General features: G+C 53.2%; 15 protein-coding genes, 1 tRNA gene and 1 rRNA gene. 10 read left to right on the top strand and 7 right to left on the bottom strand.

The window, feature by feature from the left end; genetic code table 11:
- Positions 1–77: 77 nt before the first annotated feature.
- The 3 genes from hdeB to asnC form a co-directional block, all read right to left on the bottom strand.
- Positions 78–392 carry an acid-activated periplasmic chaperone HdeB gene (gene hdeB / locus KGP26_RS28240; RefSeq protein WP_059199288.1) on the bottom strand — a complete coding sequence of 105 codons (315 nt, stop codon included), beginning with the start codon at positions 390–392 and terminating at the stop codon, positions 78–80.
- A gap of 48 nt (positions 393–440) precedes the next feature.
- On the bottom strand, positions 441–1,028 hold the full coding sequence (locus KGP26_RS28235) for a DUF308 domain-containing protein (protein ID WP_209523451.1): 588 nt from the start codon (positions 1,026–1,028) through the stop codon (positions 441–443).
- 364 nt (positions 1,029–1,392) lie between these two features.
- Entirely contained in the window at positions 1,393–1,854 is a 462-nt protein-coding gene (asnC, locus tag KGP26_RS28230) for a transcriptional regulator AsnC (protein WP_021181440.1), read from the bottom strand.
- 155 nt (positions 1,855–2,009) lie between these two features.
- Between asnC and asnA the strand changes: the two genes are divergently transcribed.
- The gene (gene asnA, locus KGP26_RS28225; RefSeq protein ID WP_021181441.1) at positions 2,010–3,002 is read left to right on the top strand and encodes an aspartate--ammonia ligase; all 993 of its coding nucleotides are present in this window, start codon (positions 2,010–2,012) and stop codon (positions 3,000–3,002) included.
- Positions 3,003–3,005: 3 nt separating this feature from the next.
- Here the strand turns inward: asnA and viaA are convergent, their stop codons facing one another.
- Both viaA and ravA read right to left on the bottom strand, forming a co-directional pair.
- Entirely contained in the window at positions 3,006–4,469 is a 1,464-nt protein-coding gene (gene viaA / locus KGP26_RS28220; protein ID WP_223664852.1) for an ATPase RavA stimulator ViaA, read from the bottom strand.
- Between the two features lie 2 nt (positions 4,470–4,471).
- Entirely contained in the window at positions 4,472–5,980 is a 1,509-nt protein-coding gene (gene ravA, locus KGP26_RS28215; protein WP_223664851.1) for an ATPase RavA, read from the bottom strand.
- 309 nt (positions 5,981–6,289) lie between these two features.
- Between ravA and kup the strand changes: the two genes are divergently transcribed.
- The 7 genes from kup to rbsR all read left to right on the top strand — a co-directional run bounded on the left by kup (position 6,290) and on the right by rbsR (position 14,141).
- On the top strand, positions 6,290–8,158 hold the full coding sequence (gene kup / locus KGP26_RS28210) for a low affinity potassium transporter Kup (protein ID WP_059199291.1): 1,869 nt from the start codon (positions 6,290–6,292) through the stop codon (positions 8,156–8,158).
- Between the two features lie 167 nt (positions 8,159–8,325).
- A complete protein-coding gene (rbsD, locus tag KGP26_RS28205) occupies positions 8,326–8,745 on the top strand; it encodes a D-ribose pyranase (RefSeq protein ID WP_021181445.1) in 420 nt (139 codons plus the stop codon).
- A gap of 7 nt (positions 8,746–8,752) precedes the next feature.
- Positions 8,753–10,258 carry a ribose ABC transporter ATP-binding protein RbsA gene (gene rbsA / locus KGP26_RS28200; protein WP_223664850.1) on the top strand — a complete coding sequence of 502 codons (1,506 nt, stop codon included), beginning with the start codon at positions 8,753–8,755 and terminating at the stop codon, positions 10,256–10,258.
- A gap of 6 nt (positions 10,259–10,264) precedes the next feature.
- Complete coding sequence (gene rbsC, locus KGP26_RS28195) at positions 10,265–11,233, top strand: ribose ABC transporter permease (RefSeq protein ID WP_059199292.1); 969 nt, start codon at positions 10,265–10,267, stop codon at positions 11,231–11,233.
- A gap of 25 nt (positions 11,234–11,258) precedes the next feature.
- Positions 11,259–12,146, top strand: coding sequence for a ribose ABC transporter substrate-binding protein RbsB (gene rbsB, locus KGP26_RS28190; protein WP_218520091.1), 888 nt, complete (start codon positions 11,259–11,261; stop codon positions 12,144–12,146).
- A gap of 62 nt (positions 12,147–12,208) precedes the next feature.
- Positions 12,209–13,135, top strand: coding sequence for a ribokinase (gene rbsK / locus KGP26_RS28185; protein ID WP_059199294.1), 927 nt, complete (start codon positions 12,209–12,211; stop codon positions 13,133–13,135).
- 4 nt (positions 13,136–13,139) lie between these two features.
- Positions 13,140–14,141 carry a ribose operon transcriptional repressor RbsR gene (gene rbsR / locus KGP26_RS28180; RefSeq protein ID WP_021181450.1) on the top strand — a complete coding sequence of 334 codons (1,002 nt, stop codon included), beginning with the start codon at positions 13,140–13,142 and terminating at the stop codon, positions 14,139–14,141.
- On the opposite strand, the gene mdtD is transcribed toward rbsR, so the two are convergent.
- Positions 14,138–15,556, bottom strand: coding sequence for a multidrug transporter subunit MdtD (gene mdtD, locus KGP26_RS28175; protein WP_059199295.1), 1,419 nt, complete (start codon positions 15,554–15,556; stop codon positions 14,138–14,140). The genes rbsR and mdtD overlap by 4 nt on opposite strands.
- Positions 15,557–15,593: 37 nt before the next feature.
- A complete protein-coding gene (locus tag KGP26_RS28170; RefSeq protein WP_094982444.1) occupies positions 15,594–16,283 on the bottom strand; it encodes a FadR/GntR family transcriptional regulator in 690 nt (229 codons plus the stop codon).
- Positions 16,284–16,803: 520 nt separating this feature from the next.
- Here KGP26_RS28170 and KGP26_RS28165 point away from each other — a divergent pair.
- Together KGP26_RS28165 and KGP26_RS28160 are read left to right on the top strand one after the other, a co-directional pair.
- A 16S ribosomal RNA gene (locus KGP26_RS28165) occupies positions 16,804–18,344 on the top strand.
- Between the two features lie 145 nt (positions 18,345–18,489).
- Positions 18,490–18,565, top strand: a tRNA-Glu gene (locus KGP26_RS28160).
- Positions 18,566–18,740: the final 175 nt, after the last annotated feature.

The raw sequence follows: 18,740 nt of genomic DNA, 5'->3' as shown, positions 1-18,740 counted from the left end.
GAAGGGTATTAGTGTGGAGTTAATTTTCATACAGATAAAGTCAGTTATCGTAGATAGCTGACTTTATCTGATAGACATTATTTAATGTCGTTAATCCACTGCTTAAATTCTTCCAGCTTGCTTTCAGGTTTTTGCTTGCAGGCTTTGATGACCAGTGGAACGTAGGTGGTTTCTACTTCATTCCAGTCAACATAATCACCTTGCTGAAAAACATTATCTTTATTGACCACCCAGAATGCTACGGGGGTCATTGCCTTAGGATTCAGATCAATAAATTCTTTGCAAGTCATATCCTGCGGGGTTGTTTTAACCGTGGTTTCTGCGTTGGCAACATTAATGCCAGCTACAACCAAAGCGGAAGCGATAAGGATATTTTTGGTAAATTTAGTCATGATAACTATCTCCTGTTAATAATAAAAATATTGAAAAATGTGTCGAAATTATGCGCCGGAGTAACTGTCCTTATGATGGTTAAAACCATAGTTAAGCATGAAGAAAAACCATGAAGTTAACACCATTTCAAGACCGATTAACATTACGGTTAATAGATATGATGTGTTTTCACCAGCACTCAGCCACAGGAATGCAATAGCAAAATCCAGGATCCCGATAAAAATACACCAGTAACGCCCAATCATTTCACTATTGTTAAATGCTGTGGTCAGACGACTCAATCCCCCTAACAAAAATAGAATGCAAATGAGCATTGAAAGAATATTCATTCCTATCATGGGGCTTGATAAAAAACTCACTCCCAGAAAAACATAGATAATACCGAACAGAAGCAATGAAAAAAAACTCGAAGTGTTTTTTATGAAAGCGAATGCGCTGACGAAGGAGTATATCCCTGAAATAACAAATAAGCTTCCTATCAGATAGCTCAAAGCAATGCCAGAATAGACAGGGATCAGTAAACATAAAGTGCCGCACAGTAAAAACAATACGGCTAAAAACAACGCTGTTTTTTTATATTTACTCAATATCCGGAGACTGAGTTTGTTAATGGTATCACTGTCAATATAAACCATGATCTCTCCCTTGCTTGCCACGCCTATTATCAGCGCATGATCAAAGTGTAGTTCTATAAAGTGAGAGAATAATATTTTAAACGACTCATTAGGTATATAAGAGCATATAACGACAGATGTCGTATGATTCCTACATATGTAAGACTTACATTTATAATTATTAACAGATTACTGATATTTACGTGCATAACCAAATTAATCAACAATTGATCAACATGCTTCAGAAACACCCTATTGATGCAAACGTGCCCTCCGTAAACTCGATTTTCAATCTTTTTTTGATTTTACTCAAATCATGTTTGGGCTGTTTTACACAGCACCACGGGCCTATCATAGAGGCTTGTGGGCTGTGAAAAATCGCTTATTAAGGCGTAATGGTACGCATGATAGGATTCTGCAGGGAGATCAGCGTCTCCGTTGACTGAATCTCATCGATGGTCTGGATCTTGTTGATCAGAACCTGTTGCAACGCATCGATCGAACGGCACATCACCTTGATAAACACGCTGTAGTGGCCGGTGGTGTAATAGGCTTCCACTACTTCCTCCAGGCTTTCGAGCTTTTTCAGCGCCGAAGGGTAGTCCTTGGCACTCTTCAATATGATGCCGATAAAACAGCAGACGTCGTAACCCAGCTGCTTTGGGTTCACATCAACCCGCGTTCCGGTGATGATCCCGGCCTGTTTCATCTTCTCCACGCGCACATGAATGGTGCCGGGGCTGACGGCAAAATTCTTCGCCAGTTCGGCGTAAGGCATGCGGGCATTCTCCATTAACGCGTTGAGGATGCCGCGATCGAGATTATCGATCTGATAAATTTCTGCCATTAAATGCCCCTTTAATTGCCGTTTGTTGAATTATCACCGCTTAAAAATGACTGATTAAAAGCGAAAAGGCAATATTGATTGATGGATATTGAATTTAGATGCCATTCTGTTGCTTAATCATTGGCAACTAGACAGGTTATTCAAGAGATACGGCAATGAAAAAGCAGTTTATCCAAAAACAACAACAAATCAGCTTCGTGAAATCCTTCTTCTCCCGCCAGTTGGAACAGCAGCTTGGCCTGATTGAAGTGCAGGCTCCGATCCTCAGCCGACTGGGTGACGGTACTCAAGATAACCTTTCGGGCAGTGAAAAAGCCGTTCAGGTGAAGGTCAAAAGCCTACCGGACTCGACGTTTGAAGTGGTGCACTCGCTGGCTAAATGGAAGCGTAAAACCCTGGGCGAGCACGATTTCAGCGCGGGTGAAGGTGTGTATACCCATATGAAAGCGCTGCGCCCGGATGAAGATCGCCTGACGCCGATCCACTCGGTGTATGTCGATCAGTGGGATTGGGAACGTGTAATGGGAGATGGCGAACGTAGCCCGGCTTACCTGCAAGATACCGTTAAGCGTATCTATGCCTCTATAAAAGAAACGGAAGCCGCGGTGAGCCGTGAATTTGGTCTGGCACCGTTCCTGCCAGAACAGATCCACTTTGTTCACAGCGAAACGCTGCTGCAACGCTACCCTGAACTGGATGCTAAAGGTCGTGAACGTGCGATCGCCAAAGAATTGGGGGCCGTATTCCTGATTGGTATTGGTGGCAAACTCTCACATGGCAAATCCCATGACGTACGTGCACCGGATTATGATGACTGGACCACGCCAGGTATCGAAGGGCTGAAAGGGTTGAACGGTGACATCGTGGTGTGGAACCCGGTGCTGCAGGATGCGTTTGAACTCTCTTCAATGGGCATCCGCGTTGATGCGGCGGCGCTGCAACATCAGCTGACGTTAACCGACGATCTGGATCGCCTGAAGCTGGAATGGCACCAGTCCCTGCTGCGTGGTGAAATGCCTCAGACGATTGGTGGCGGTATTGGCCAATCACGCCTGGTGATGCTGCTGCTGCAACTGTCGCATATTGGGCAGGTACAGTGTGGCGTGTGGGGACCAGAAGTACGCGAGAGCGTTGCTGGGCTGCTGTAACAGCTAGCGACTCCAACGCCGCAGTAAACGGCTTTTTAACCCGGTATCAAAGCGCCAGATATGATCGAAGATGCGCATGATGCCGGGTTTGCCATAGGCTGACATAGCCACCGCATGAAAGCGTTGTTGGTGGCTGTGCTGCTGTGACCTCACCTTCTTGATCACCTCTTCCGGCAACCGCTGGGCAATAAAATCGGAAATAATCACCGCATCGGCGTCAAACCAGTCGCTTTCCGCCATTTTGCCGACAGTGGCGTTCAGGCAGGCGGCCAAATCCGTCCCGCCACGAAAATGCTGGCCCAGGAACCGCACTGCCTGTTCGATACCGCTGGCGGCCGTCAGTTCATAGTGCACAATCTGGCTGGCAAACAGCATGATGTAGCAGCGGCGGTTATCTGCCAGAGCAATGCGCAGCAGTGCCAGGCAAAAGGCCTTGGCGCATTGTTCATTAAAGCCGCCCATTGAGCCGGAAGTATCTACGCAGACAATAAATGGCCCGCGTGGTTGCCGGTCCTGCTGCTGATGAGTGACCTGACGCATCATGATCTGTTCCTGCCAGGCATCCCCTTGCAGGCGATAGGTCAGCAACCGTTTTTCCAGCAGCCGCCGGTAAAACTCAAACTCCAACTCTTCAATGCCCAACGCCGCCAGTTCGGGTGGCAGTAGCCGCAGGATGTCGTCACTTTGGTGTATACCGCTGACCTCTTCCGGCTGAATGGCGGGTACCTGAACCATCACTCTGTACGGTTCCGGCTGCGCATCTTGTTGCTGCACCGCCTTGGCTTCATAGCTGCGGCCCAGCTGTTGTGCCAGCTTTTGTAGCTCTGGCTGCTGTTGCAGGAAGTCACCGTACTCCACCAGCCGTTGGTAGTCACCGCGTTGTAACTGGCCTTTGCTCATATCCCACAATCTGCCTGCGGCCGTGTCGTTCTCTGCCAGCACAGGTTCCAGTGCGCCGCTCAGTGCCAGCCGCTCTTGCAGCTCGGCCATCAGTTGTTCACGTTCCTGCTCCAGTAACTTATGGTGCAGCATCGTGGCCTGCAGCGTCAGGCTAATGCGCCAGCGTTGCAGAAACAGGGTCTGGAAGCTGCCATCGAGCGGATGAGCGGGGAGGTCGGCGGCGTCCACCATGCTCCGTGCCTGGGCGTAAAACGGCGATGCGCATTGGCGTAGCAGATCGAGCGTGTCGTTAAGGTTTTGCGAGAACTGGCCGTGGCTTTCCAACTGGCACTGCTGATAGCGGTAAAACTCTTGCGCCAGCACCGGTGGCACCACGGCTTGCTGAATGCGATCCTTCAGTTGCAGCTTCCATTGAGGCAGATCGCGGTTGATCGCCCGGCGTATCGCCGGGAATTTATTGAAAAATACCGCCAACTGCGGCGTGGCCAACATGCCAATGATCAGCTCTTCGATCAGCTCGCCTTCGGAGATCGACAACAGCATATCGAGCGTTTCGAGGCTCAGCATGGTTACTGGCCGCGCATTTGCTGGGACAGCTGTTTGATCTGCTCGGCCACCTGCAACAGGCTGGCTTCAATTTTGGCCAACCCGGCGGCAGGGGTGAACAGGCAAGGTTGATGCTGGCTGAATAACCGCCGCTGTTCCGCCTGGCGCTGGCTTAGCGTTTCTATTTCGTCCAGAAATTCTGGCGGGGTTCCCCCGGTCGGTTTACCCGGCAGGGCCAGCAGGGAAGGCTGGCGGCTGACGTCCAGCACGGTCAGATGCAGTTGCTCATCGACTTCCAGATCGATCTGCTGGGCAAAACCAATGCCGTTGAGCTTGGCGCGCACGTCACCGCCTTTTTGCAGCCAGTTTTCCAGCATGCTGCTTTCGATACTTAGATGGTTAACCTGAATGTCGTGCAGTTGTAATGGCTTTTGCAGCAGCAGCGACAAAGTGGTGCCAGTGAGCGGATGCTCCAGCACGTATTGTGGCTTGCGGCTGAACATGCCGCCTTTTTTCACCAGTTGGATGGCCTGACGATGGCTCTGCTGCTGTTGATGCTGCATCCAGCGGGTGTGGATCTGCTGTAGCTGGATCAACAAGGTTTGCTGCTGATAGGCCTGTTCGGTCAGCAACTGGTCGATTTGTTGCTGTAACAACTTTAATGATGTCCGATCGTGCCACAGGCAATCCTTCAGCAGCATTAAATCCAACGGCACAATGGTGTCGCGGCCGCTGAAAAAGGCGCAGGCTTGCAGCAGGCGCAGGGATTTCTTCCAACGCCGGTCGGAAACATAAGGCGCCTGTTCCAAGGCGTCTAACCGTTGGCGCAGCAGGAAGATCAGTTCAAAGCAGTTTTCCGGCAGTTTGACCTTATCGATCAGCGGTTGCCATTGGTGGAACTCTTCATCGCTGATGCTTAGTGCCTCGGGCACCGGGTTGTCGTTTTCATTCTGCCGGGCTACCAACAGCGAGCGAAAATTCTGCTTATCCTGCACCTTATCGAGCCACAGCCGGATCAGCATACGGTCATACAACGCTTCAAGGCTGCTATCGGCCTCGGGTAATTCATTGGAGGCGGTGACCAGCAGGCGCAGGGGAATGGGCTCTTCACTATTACCGTTACGGAAGCGGCGCTCGTTGATCGCGGTCAGCAGGGTATTGAGGATAGCCGGGCCAGCCTTCCAGATTTCATCAAGAAAGACAATCTCGGCTTCGGGCAGATAACCCGCAGTCAGACGCTGATAGCGGCCTTCATCTTTCAGAGCCTGGATCGACAGCGGGCCAAACACCTCTTCCGGCGTGGAAAAGCGCGTCATCAGGTATTCAAAGGAGCGAGCGCTGCGGAAGGCAAATTTCAGCCGGCGGGCGATCAGGCTCTTGGCGATCCCCGGCGGGCCCAGCAGGAACACGCTTTCGCCGCACAAGGCTGCCAGCAAGCAAAGCCTGATAGCCTCTTGCCGTTCATAAAGGCCGCTCTCCAGCGCACTGCTGAGGCGGGCGATCCGTTCTGCCAGAAGTGTTGATGACGCCATAAAATAGCTCGCGTTGTCCGGAGGTTAGAGCCTGCCACCCAGGCCGACAGCCAATCTTGCTAGAGAATCCGATGATAAACCATCATTATTTTTAGCCTTATAGCTGGTTGATTAGTAAAATTTTTCTATGCTCAACAAGGGGGCTGATTCACATTTTGTTTATTTTTGGGGTCAGATAGTAGAGTAGGCAAGTGCTATAAATGATGCATACTGTGCGCCTTTTACCGGGTGTGACGGATCTTGGAGCCCGTATCTTTAACCTGATGCTGATGCATCGGTTGACGGATGATCTAGCAAAAGAAGCAAACTATGAGCACAGAACATAAACAGTCTTTATCGGCGGTTACCCTGGCGGCTATTGGGGTCGTTTACGGTGATATCGGCACCAGCCCGCTCTATACCTTGCGAGAATGTTTTTCCGGTCATTACGGTTTTGATGTCCGTCCCGACGTGGTGTTTGGTTTTCTTTCCTTAATCTTCTGGATGTTGATCGTCATCGTTTCCTTGAAGTATCTCACCTACGTCATGCGTGCGGATAACGCCGGTGAAGGCGGGATACTGACGTTGATGTCTTTGGCTGGGCGCCATACCTCGGCACGTACGACCTCTTTGCTGGTGATCCTGGGCCTGATTGGTGGCAGCTTCTTCTATGGCGAGGTAGTGATCACTCCGGCGATCTCGGTGATGTCGGCGATCGAAGGGTTGGAGATTGCCGCCCCGTCGCTTGATCCCTACATCGTCCCGCTGTCTATTCTGGTACTGACCTTACTGTTCGCCATCCAAAAACATGGCACCGGTAGCGTGGGCAAACTGTTTGCCCCGGTGATGCTGCTGTGGTTTATCGTATTGGCGGTCCTGGGGGCGCGCAGCATTATCGCCAACCCGGAAGTGTTGCAGGCGCTGAACCCTAAATGGGCCCTCAACTTCTTTGTTGAATATAAGAAGGTGTCCTTCTTCGCGCTCGGTGCGGTGGTACTGTCGATTACCGGTGTGGAAGCGCTGTATGCCGATATGGGCCACTTTGGCAAATTCCCGATCCGCCTGGCCTGGTTCACCGTGGTACTGCCTTCGCTGGTGCTTAACTACTTCGGCCAAGGCGCATTGCTGCTGAAAAATCCGGAAGCGATCAAGAACCCGTTCTTCCTGTTGGCCCCCGATTGGGCGTTGATCCCGCTGTTGATATTGGCTACGCTGGCCACGGTTATTGCCTCGCAGGCGGTCATTTCCGGCGTTTTCTCGTTGACCCGCCAGGCCGTTCGTCTGGGCTATCTGTCACCGATGCGCATCATTCATACCTCGGAAATGGAGTCCGGCCAGATCTATATCCCGGTGATCAACTGGACCCTGTATATCGCCGTGGTGTTGGTGATTGTGGGCTTCGAACACTCCAGTAACCTGGCCGCGGCCTATGGTATTGCGGTGACCGGCACCATGGTATTGACCAGCATCCTGATCACCTCCGTCGCCATCAAGAATTGGCATTGGAATCGCTTCCTGGTGGGAGGCATTCTGGTGATGCTGCTGATTATCGATGTACCGATGTTCTCGGCGAACGCCTTGAAACTGTTCTCTGGCGGTTGGTTGCCACTGATGTTGGCCCTGGTGATGTTCCTGATCATGATCACCTGGAAGAGTGAACGTTTCCGCCTGCTGCGCCGGATGCATGAGCACGGTAACTCCCTTGAAGCACTGATTGCCTCACTGGAAAAATCGCCACCGGTTCGCGTGCCGGGCACTGCGGTGTTTATGTCGCGGGCGATTAACGTGATCCCGTTTGCCCTGTTGCATAACCTCAAGCACAACAAAGTGCTGCATGAGCGGGTAGTGCTGCTGACCTTGCGTACCGAAGATGCCCCTTATGTGCATAACGTCCGGCGTGTGACGATTGAGCAATTGTCACCGACCTTCTGGCGAGTGGTAGCCAGCTATGGCTGGCGTGAAACGCCGAACGTTGAGGAAGTCTTCCACCGCTGTGGGTTGGAAGGGCTGCCATGCCGGATGATGGAGACGTCGTTCTTTATGTCCCATGAATCGCTGATCCTCACCAAACGGCCGTGGTATCTGTTCCTGCGCGGCAAGCTGTTTATCGCCCTGAGCCGCAACGCATTGCGGGCTGCCGACCAGTTTGAGATCCCGCCCAACCGGGTCATCGAACTGGGAACCCAGGTCGAAATCTAAAAGAGAGGGCTCAGCATTTGCTGGGCCCTTCTTTTTTAGCTACGCTTTATCAAACGTGAGCGAAACGTTTCGATGGCGATCACATTTCCGCTATGACAGGGTTGTCTTCCTCTGCTGATTTTCTACACTGACTCAATAGCGAAACGTTTCGCTGCTGGAGTTTACTCATGAAAAAAGGCGTACTACTGAATTCTGACGTTTCTGCGGTGGTCTCTCGTCTCGGCCACACCGATCAGATCGCGATTTGCGATGCAGGCTTGCCGATCCCGGCCGTGACGCCGCGTATCGATCTGGCGCTGACCCAAGGGGTGCCGACATTCTTACAGGTTGTAGGCGTGGTGACGCAGGAAATGCAGGTAGAGAGCGCCATCCTGGCGGAAGAGATCGTCAAGCATAACCCGTCGCTCCACGAGGCATTACTGGCTCAACTGACTCAGCTTGGCCAACACCAGGGCAATACCATCAGCATCAGCTATATCAGCCACAGCGCGTTTAAAGCGCAAACCGAACATAGCCGGGCCGTGATCCGCAGCGGAGAATGTTCGCCCTACGCGAACGTGATCCTGTGCTCCGGCGTAACTTTCTGAGGCGCCTATGCAACCTTTACTGCAACTGAAGGGGATCGATAAGGCCTTTCCCGGCGTGAAGGCGCTTTCTGGGGCCGCCCTGAGCGTTTATCCCGGCAGGGTGATGGCGCTGGTGGGGGAAAACGGTGCTGGCAAGTCCACCATGATGAAAGTGCTGACCGGTATCTATAACAAAGATGCGGGCAGCCAATATTTCCTCGACAAGGAAGTGGCTTTCAACGGGCCGAAGGATTCGCAGGACGCGGGTATCGGCATCATCCACCAAGAACTGAACCTGATCCCGCAGCTGACCATTGCCGAGAACATCTTTCTTGGCCGCGAGTTCGTTAACCGTTTTGGCCGCATCGACTGGAAACGCATGTATGCCGAAGCGGACAAACTGCTGGCGCGTTTGAACCTGCGCTACAGCAGCCACCGGCTGGTGGGGGAATTGTCGATTGGCGATCAGCAAATGGTGGAAATCGCCAAGGTGCTGAGCTTTGAATCCAAAGTGATCATCATGGATGAGCCGACCGATGCCCTGACCGATACCGAAACCGCCTCGCTGTTTAAAGTGATCAACGAGCTGAAAGCCGAAGGCCGCGGTATTGTTTATATCTCCCACCGCCTGAAAGAGATCTTCGAAATCTGCGACGATGTGACCGTATTCCGTGACGGGCAATTTATTGCCGAGCGGCCGGTTGCCGAACTGAATGAAGATTCGCTGATTGAAATGATGGTGGGTCGCAAGCTGGAAGAGCAGTATCCACGTCTGAACCTGCCGCGCGGTGAAAAACGCCTGCAGGTGAGCCACGTTTCCGGCCCTGGCGTGCATGACGTCAGCTTTACTTTATACCGCGGTGAGATTTTGGGTGTGGCTGGCCTGATGGGGGCTGGGCGTACCGAACTGATGAAGATCCTGTACGGAGCGGCGCCACGTAAAAGCGGCACCGTGAATCTGGACGGCCATGAGGTGGTGACTCGTACTCCTCAGGACGGCCTGGCTAACGGCATTGTCTATATCTCCGAAGACCGTAAGCGTGATGGTCTGGTGCTGGGGATGTCGGTGAAGGAAAACATGTCGCTGACCGCGCTGCGCTACTTCAGCCGCGCCGGTGGTGGCCTGAAACATGCCGACGAGCAGATCGCCGTCAGCGATTTTATCCGCCTGTTCAATATCAAAACGCCGTCGATGGAGCAGCCGATTGGTTTGCTTTCCGGCGGCAATCAGCAAAAAGTGGCGATTGCCCGAGGCTTGATGACCCGGCCAAAGGTACTGATCCTCGACGAACCGACACGCGGCGTCGACGTCGGGGCCAAAAAAGAGATCTACCAGTTAATCAACCAGTTCAAGCAGGAAGGGCTGAGCATCATATTGGTGTCTTCGGAAATGCCGGAGGTGCTGGGCATGAGCGACCGCATCCTGGTGATGCATGAAGGCCACCTCAGCGGCGAATTCCCGATTGAACAGGCCACCCAGGAAGTGCTGATGGCAGCAGCCGTTGGCAAGCAATACGGCGTAAAGCAGGAGTAATCAGATATGAGTTCACAAAGTGTTGCAGCTAAGCGCTGGTTCAGTAAAGAGTGGCTGTTGGAGCAGAAATCGCTGATTGCCCTGCTGGTGCTGATTGCCGTGGTGTCTTCGATGAGCCCGAATTTCTTCACCGTTAATAACCTGTTCAATATCCTGCAGCAAACCTCGGTGAACGCCATTATGGCGGTCGGCATGACCTTGGTGATCCTGACTTCCGGCATCGATCTGTCGGTCGGCTCGCTGTTGGCGCTGACCGGGGCGGTAGCCGCTTCGATTGTCGGATTTGAAGTCAATGCGGTGGTGGCTGTGGCAGCTGCGCTGGCATTGGGGGCTGCGGTAGGAGCCTGCACCGGCATAATCGTGGCCAAAGGCAAGGTTCAGGCGTTTATCGCCACCCTGGTGATGATGCTGTTACTGCGCGGCGTGACCATGGTGTACACCAACGGTAGCCCGATCAATACCGGCTTTACCGACGTTGCCGACGCCTTCGGCTGGTTCGGGATTGGCCGCCCGTTAGGCGTTCCTACCCCGATCTGGATCATGGCCATCGTGTTTGTCGCCGCCTGGTATATGCTGCATCATACCCGTCTTGGCCGCTATATCTATGCGCTGGGCGGCAACGAAGCGGCTACCCGCCTTTCCGGTATCAGCGTTGATAGGGTTAAAATCATCGTTTATTCCCTGTGCGGCCTGCTGGCGGCACTGGCTGGGGTCATTGAAGTGGCGCGCCTGTCCTCTGCGCAACCTACTGCGGGTACCGGCTATGAGCTGGATGCCATCGCTGCGGTGGTACTGGGTGGTACCAGCCTGGCTGGGGGTAAAGGGCGCATCGTCGGTACTCTGATCGGGGCGCTGATCCTTGGCTTCCTGAACAACGGTTTGAATTTACTGGGTGTTTCTTCCTACTACCAAATGATCGTGAAAGCAGCCGTTATTCTGCTGGCGGTTCTGGTAGACAACAAAAGTAACAAGTAACCTCTCCCCTACAGGAATCACGACCATGAAAATGAAAAAACTGGCAACCTTAGTTTCGGCCATCGCGTTAACCGCCACCCTGAGTGCTAACGCCCTGGCAAAAGACACCATCGCGCTGGTGGTTTCTACGCTCAACAACCCGTTCTTTGTTTCGATGAAAGAAGGGGCGCAGTTGGAAGCCAACAAACTGGGTTACAACCTGGTGGTGCTGGATTCCCAGAACAACCCAGCGAAAGAGTTGGCCAACGTGCAGGATCTGATGGTGCAGAACCCGAAACTGCTGCTGATTAACCCAACCGATTCTGACGCGGTAGGTAACGCCATCAAGATGGCCAACCAGGCCAAGATCCCGGTCATTACGCTCGACCGTATGGCAGCGAAAGGCGAAGTAGTCAGCCATATCGCTTCCGACAACCGCGTGGGCGGTAAAATGGCCGGTGACTTTATCGCCAACAAAGTAGGGGCCGATGCCAAGGTGATCCAGTTGGAAGGCATTGCCGGGACATCTGCTGCCCGTGAACGTGGCGAAGGCTTCCAACAGTCACTGGAGCAGAACAAGTTTAAACTGCTGGCCAGCCAGCCGGCAGACTTCGATCGTACCAAGGGTCTGAACGTCATGCAGAACTTGCTGACCGCGCATCCAGACGTGCAGGCGGTGTTTGCACAGAACGATGAAATGGCACTGGGCGCGCTGCGTGCGTTGCAAACAGCTGGTAAAACGGATGTCATCGTCGTTGGCTTTGACGGCACCGCAGACGGCGCGAAAGCGGTTGAAGGCGGTAAACTGGCTGCCACCGTGGCACAGCGTCCGGATCAAATCGGCGTGATTGGCGTAGAAACGGCCGACAAGATCTTGAAAGGCGAGAAAGTACCGGCGACTATCCCGGTTGATTTGAAACTGGTTACCAAGTAAGTCATCTCCAGCGCCATCGGAACGGGGCGTGACGATGGCGCGCAATTTTAGGGAACCCTGTGATGGAAACAGCAAAGCTGGTGGTTTTGGGCAGCATCAATGCCGACCATATCCTCAATATCAACCAGTTTCCCCAGCCGGGCGAAACGGTGATCGGCCAGCAGTATAAGGTTGCCTTTGGTGGCAAAGGGGCTAACCAGGCGGTGGCTGCCGGGCGCAGCGGTGCGGACATTGCTTTTATTGCCTGCGTAGGTGCAGACGATATTGGTGAACGTATTCGCCAACAGCTGGCAACCGATCGCATTGATACCCAACCGATTGAAGCTATTGCCGACAGTACTACCGGCGTAGCGCTGATTTTCGTCAATGCCGAAGGCGAAAACGTGATTGGTATCGATGCCGGTGCCAACGCGGCGGTCACTCCCGAATATCTCAACCGCTATCGGCAACGGGTTATCGATGCCGATGCGCTATTGATGCAGCTTGAGTCACCGCTGGAGACGGTGATTGCCGCCGCCAAACTGGCCAAGCAGCACCAAACCCAGGTGATCCTCAACCCGGCTCCGGCCTGTGAGCTGCCTGACGAATTGTTAGCCATGGTTGACATGATCACCCCGAACGAAACCGAAGCCCAGCGGCTGACCGGTATTGCGGTGAATAATGACGCTGACGCCGAACGTGCCGCCAGCATCCTGCATGATAAAGGTATTGGCTGCGTGATTATCACCCTCGGTAGTCGTGGCGTATGGTTGAGCGAAAACGGTAAAGGCAAACTGGTTCCGGGCTTTAAGGTCAAAGCGGTGGATACCATCGCGGCCGGTGATACGTTCAACGGTGCTCTGGTTACTGCTTTGCTCGAAGGTAAAGTGATGAGCGATGCGGTGCGTTTCGCCCATGCGGCGGCGGCCATTGCCGTTACCCGGCCGGGTGCACAGCCTTCCGTGCCATGGCGTGAAGAGATTGACGCCTTTTTGCAGCAACAGGGATAACGCTTTGGCTACCATGAAAGATGTCGCCCGCCTGGCGGGTGTTTCAACCTCGACGGTCTCGCACGTGATCAATAACAATCGCTTTGTCAGCGACAGCGTGCGTGACAAAGTCATGGTGGCCGTGGAACAGCTAAACTATGCCCCTTCCGCACTGGCGCGTAGCCTGAAACTCAATACGACGCGCACCATTGGTATGCTGGTGACCTCCAGCAATAACCCGTTTTATGCCGAAGTGGTGCGCGGCGTGGAACGCAGCTGCTACGAGCGTGGCTACAGCCTGATCCTGTGCAACACAGAGGAGGATGTGGCGCGTATGAACAGCAGCATGGAAACGCTGTTGCAAAAGCGGGTGGATGGCCTGCTGGTGATGTGTACCGAAAACCACCGCCCCTCGCAGGATGCTCTAAGCCGCTACCCCTCTTTGCCGATCGTGATGATGGACTGGTCGCCGTTCGAAGGGGCCAACGATATCATTCAGGATAACTCGTTGCTGGGGGGCGAAATGGCTACCGATCATCTGATCGCTCGCGGCTATCGCCAAATCGCCTGTATCGCCGGGCCGCTGGATAAAACGACCGCGCGCCATCGTTTGGAAGGCTATCGCCGCGCCATGAAGCGTGCCGGCCTTGAAATCCTGCCGGGCTATGAGGTGTATTGCGACTTTGAGTTTGAAGGGGGCGTGCATGCCATGAAGCAGTTGCTGGCGTTAGCCGAACCTCCTCATGCGGTGTTTGCTGGCAACGATGCTGTCGCCGTCGGCGTTTATCAGGCGTTGTATCAGGCCGGGCTGGTGGTACCACAGGATATGGCCGTGATGGGGTACGACGATATCGAACTGGCCAAATATCTGGCTCCACCGCTCAGCACCATTCATCAGCCCAAAGATTCGCTAGGGGAACTGGCGATCGATGCGCTCATCAATCGCCTGCAAAACCCTGAACGGGATGCCCAGATCCTGGTGCTGACGCCAGAGCTGGTGGAGAGAGACTCCGTCGGTTACCGTTAACTGGTAGCCTTCGCTTCTTTGCGTGATTTCTCTTTGCCGGTGATCAGGTTATTGCCGTCTTTTCTTCTTAACAGCATAAAGACGAAGGCCGAAGCAACGGTCACTATCCCCATGGTAATAAAGGTGTAGTGGAACTGATCGATCATGGTGCCGATCCCCATTGAACCATAGAAGCGCAACACGGCGGCGCTGATCGCCACGCCAAAGCTGATAGACAGCTGTTGCGTCACTGCCAATACGCTATTGCCGGAACTGGCGTTGCCATCGTTCAGGTCTGCCAGGCTGATGGTATTCATGGCGGTAAACTGCGTCGACATCGCCATCCCTAGAACAAACAGCGGCAAAATCATCAGCCACAGCGGCATACCTGGGCTTTGCAGAGAGAACTGCGCAATCAATACGCCGATAATGATAGTGATACCTACCAACGTCTTACGATAGCCGAACCAGCGCAACACCTGGGTAACGGTAGACTTGGCCATCAGAGAACCCACCGCCGTCGGGGCCATCATGCAACCGGCGACAATCGCCGAATAGCCAAAGGCCACCTGCAGCATCAACGGCATCAGGAAGGGAACGCAGCCAGTCCCTAGCCGCGAGGCCACGTTACCGGCAATGCCGACGGAAAAGGTACGGGTCTTGAACAGATCCAGCCCAATCAGTGGCTGAGCGTGGCGGCGGGCGTGAATGATATAGCCAAACAGCATCACAAAGCCGCTCAGGAACACTCCCAGAGAAATGTAATTGGCCAGTACCTGCTCGCCGAACAGCTCCAGGCCGGTGGAGATAAGTACCAGGCTAAGGCCAAACAGTATAAAACCGATGAAATCAAACGGCCGTTTTGGCGTGGTGAAGTCCGGCATGTATTTGCGGGCGTAGACGATGCCGAGTAAGCCTATCGGGATGTTAATCAGGAAGATCCAATGCCAGGTAGCGTAGGTCACCAGCCAGCCGCCAAGCAGCGGGCCCATTATTGGCCCAACCAGGCCAGGCATGGTGACAAAGTTCAGTACCGGCAACAGCTCACTACGCGGATAGGCCCGCAACAGGGCAAGGCGTGCCACCGGCATCATCATCGCGCCGCCAATCCCCTGTAAAATACGTGAGGCGACCAGGAAACTCAGCGTCGGGGACAAGGCACACAACAGCGAGCCAAAGGTAAACAGGGATACGGCGATAATAAACACCCGCCGGGTGCCGAAGCGATCGGCCAGCCAGCCGCTCACCGGGATTAGCATCGCAACCGTCAGGGTGTAACTGATCACCGCCGACTGCATTGCCAAGGGGGAACGGTCGAGGCTGTGGGCTATCGCCGGTAAGGCGGTATTGAGAATAGTGGCATCCAACGCCTGCATAAAGAACGCCATCGCGGCGATCCAAGGCAACCCTGCCATGCTGCGTGCAGATTTTGTCATCGTGATCCCATTTTCCTTCTATATATAGCTGCGGAGTTTACGCATTGCCCTGCAACAATGTTTGGCATGCAGTGAGGGCTGCGGTGCTGTCACTGGCGACTATGGCATCCACAATGGCCTGATGGTGTTGCAGTTTGATCACTTCATTACCGGTGATCGCCCGGAAATAGCTTTGATACACCGAGCTGAACAGGTTGGCGAACGAGGTGAGAAACGGATTGGCGCTGGCTTCATAGATTAGCTGGTGGTACTGGGTATCGACCTCAATCCAGCGTTCGCGGTCAAAATCCACGTGTAGCGCCTGCATTTCTGTCATCAGCGTGACCAATCGCGTCTTTTGCTCCTGGGTGGCGTTGATGGCTGCCAATGAACAGGCCTGAGGTTCCAGCGACGTGCGTAGAATAAGGAAGTGCTGCATGACCTGGTCGAAGTTCTCTCTGGTCATCCACCAGGTCAGCAGATCCTGATCGAGGAAGTTCCATTGGCTTTGCGGCATGACCCTGGTGCCGATGCGGGGGCGCGGCAACAGCATGCCTTTGGCCGCCAGCATTTTTACTGCTTCACGTACTGCAGTGCGACTGACGCCAAACTGTTCTGCCAAATCCATCTCGCCTGGCAGGATGCTGCCGGCTTGATATTCACCGGCCAGGATCTGTTGGCCGAGCTTTTCTGCCAGCAGATAAGAAAGATTACGCTGTGCCGCCTGTTGTTGAGCATCGAATTGCATGGCTGCGGTTCCTTTTAACTGCATTGTTATCTTTCATTTTACGCCAGGGAGCGCCAGCTTTTACGGCTGTTTTCGAGGAAAAGTGTCAAAAACGACGAACAAGACAGCGTTTTGCCGAAAAAAGCCGCGCTTGAAAAGTTTTTTGCATTTAGGGGTTGCGGCGTTCTGAGAACTCCCTATAATGCGCCTCCACTGACCGGGAACAACGACTCCTCTAACGAGAACCAGTCGCCCAGCCAGGAAGTGTCAAGCCGGTGAAAACACCGAAATAAAGGTTGACTCTTCAGAGGAATCGCGTAGTATACGCCTCCTCGAGTTAGCAAGCGAAAGCGCGTAACTCACTGCTCTTTAACAATTTATCAGACAATCTGTGTGGGCACTCACAAGACGATATCCAGCTACTTCGGTAGCAAAAAAATATCAAGTCTTGAAGAGTGACCAAGCAGTCATTCATGCGAATGAATGATTACGAAAGTTAATTTTCGAGCATCGCTGCACGAGTTGCAGCAAATCAAGCTTTTAATTGAAGAGTTTGATCATGGCTCAGATTGAACGCTGGCGGCAGGCCTAACACATGCAAGTCGAGCGGTAGCACAAGGAGCTTGCTCCTGGGTGACGAGCGGCGGACGGGTGAGTAATGTCTGGGAAACTGCCCGATGGAGGGGGATAACTACTGGAAACGGTAGCTAATACCGCATAACGTCTTCGGACCAAAGTGGGGGACCTTCGGGCCTCACACCATCGGATGTGCCCAGATGGGATTAGCTAGTAGGTGAGGTAATGGCTCACCTAGGCGACGATCCCTAGCTGGTCTGAGAGGATGACCAGCCACACTGGAACTGAGACACGGTCCAGACTCCTACGGGAGGCAGCAGTGGGGAATATTGCACAATGGGCGCAAGCCTGATGCAGCCATGCCGCGTGTGTGAAGAAGGCCTTCGGGTTGTAAAGCACTTTCAGCGAGGAGGAAGGGTTCGGTGTTAATAGCACTGTTCATTGACGTTACTCGCAGAAGAAGCACCGGCTAACTCCGTGCCAGCAGCCGCGGTAATACGGAGGGTGCAAGCGTTAATCGGAATTACTGGGCGTAAAGCGCACGCAGGCGGTTTGTTAAGTCAGATGTGAAATCCCCGAGCTTAACTTGGGAACTGCATTTGAAACTGGCAAGCTAGAGTCTTGTAGAGGGGGGTAGAATTCCAGGTGTAGCGGTGAAATGCGTAGAGATCTGGAGGAATACCGGTGGCGAAGGCGGCCCCCTGGACAAAGACTGACGCTCAGGTGCGAAAGCGTGGGGAGCAAACAGGATTAGATACCCTGGTAGTCCACGCTGTAAACGATGTCGACTTGGAGGTTGTGCCCTTGAGGCGTGGCTTCCGGAGCTAACGCGTTAAGTCGACCGCCTGGGGAGTACGGCCGCAAGGTTAAAACTCAAATGAATTGACGGGGGCCCGCACAAGCGGTGGAGCATGTGGTTTAATTCGATGCAACGCGAAGAACCTTACCTACTCTTGACATCCACAGAACTTTCCAGAGATGGATTGGTGCCTTCGGGAACTGTGAGACAGGTGCTGCATGGCTGTCGTCAGCTCGTGTTGTGAAATGTTGGGTTAAGTCCCGCAACGAGCGCAACCCTTATCCTTTGTTGCCAGCGCGTAATGGCGGGAACTCAAAGGAGACTGCCGGTGATAAACCGGAGGAAGGTGGGGATGACGTCAAGTCATCATGGCCCTTACGAGTAGGGCTACACACGTGCTACAATGGCATATACAAAGAGAAGCGAACTCGCGAGAGCAAGCGGACCTCATAAAGTATGTCGTAGTCCGGATCGGAGTCTGCAACTCGACTCCGTGAAGTCGGAATCGCTAGTAATCGTAGATCAGAATGCTACGGTGAATACGTTCCCGGGCCTTGTACACACCGCCCGTCACACCATGGGAGTGGGTTGCAAAAGAAGTAGGTAGCTTAACCTTCGGGAGGGCGCTTACCACTTTGTGATTCATGACTGGGGTGAAGTCGTAACAAGGTAACCGTAGGGGAACCTGCGGTTGGATCACCTCCTTACCTAAAGATATGTGTTCGAGTGCAGTGTCCACACAGATTGTCTGATGAAAAGTAATGAGCAAAGCGCTACCTGTTGATGTAATGAGTCTTCTGGACTCATGCTGATACGAGAAACGGTTAAACCCTGGGTTTAATCGGATTTTGTGTCCCCATCGTCTAGAGGCCTAGGACACTGCCCTTTCACGGCTGTAACAGGGGTTCGAATCCCCTTGGGGACGCCATCCGATAATGAGTGAAAGACATTATCACCGGTCATTCGTGACTGATTATCTTAAAGATGACTCTTGCGAGTCGTGTTTAAGATATTGCTCTTTAACAATCTGGAACAAGCTGAAAATTGAAACATGACAGCTGAAACTTATCCCTCCGTAGAAGTATTGGGGTAAGGATTAACCT

This window comes from Serratia sp. JSRIV002 (assembly GCF_019968725.1).
Classification (GTDB): Bacteria; Pseudomonadota; Gammaproteobacteria; order Enterobacterales; family Enterobacteriaceae; genus Chania; species Chania fonticola_B.
Note: the sequence above shows the minus strand (reverse complement) of the source record. Positions and strands in the feature narration are given on the sequence as shown.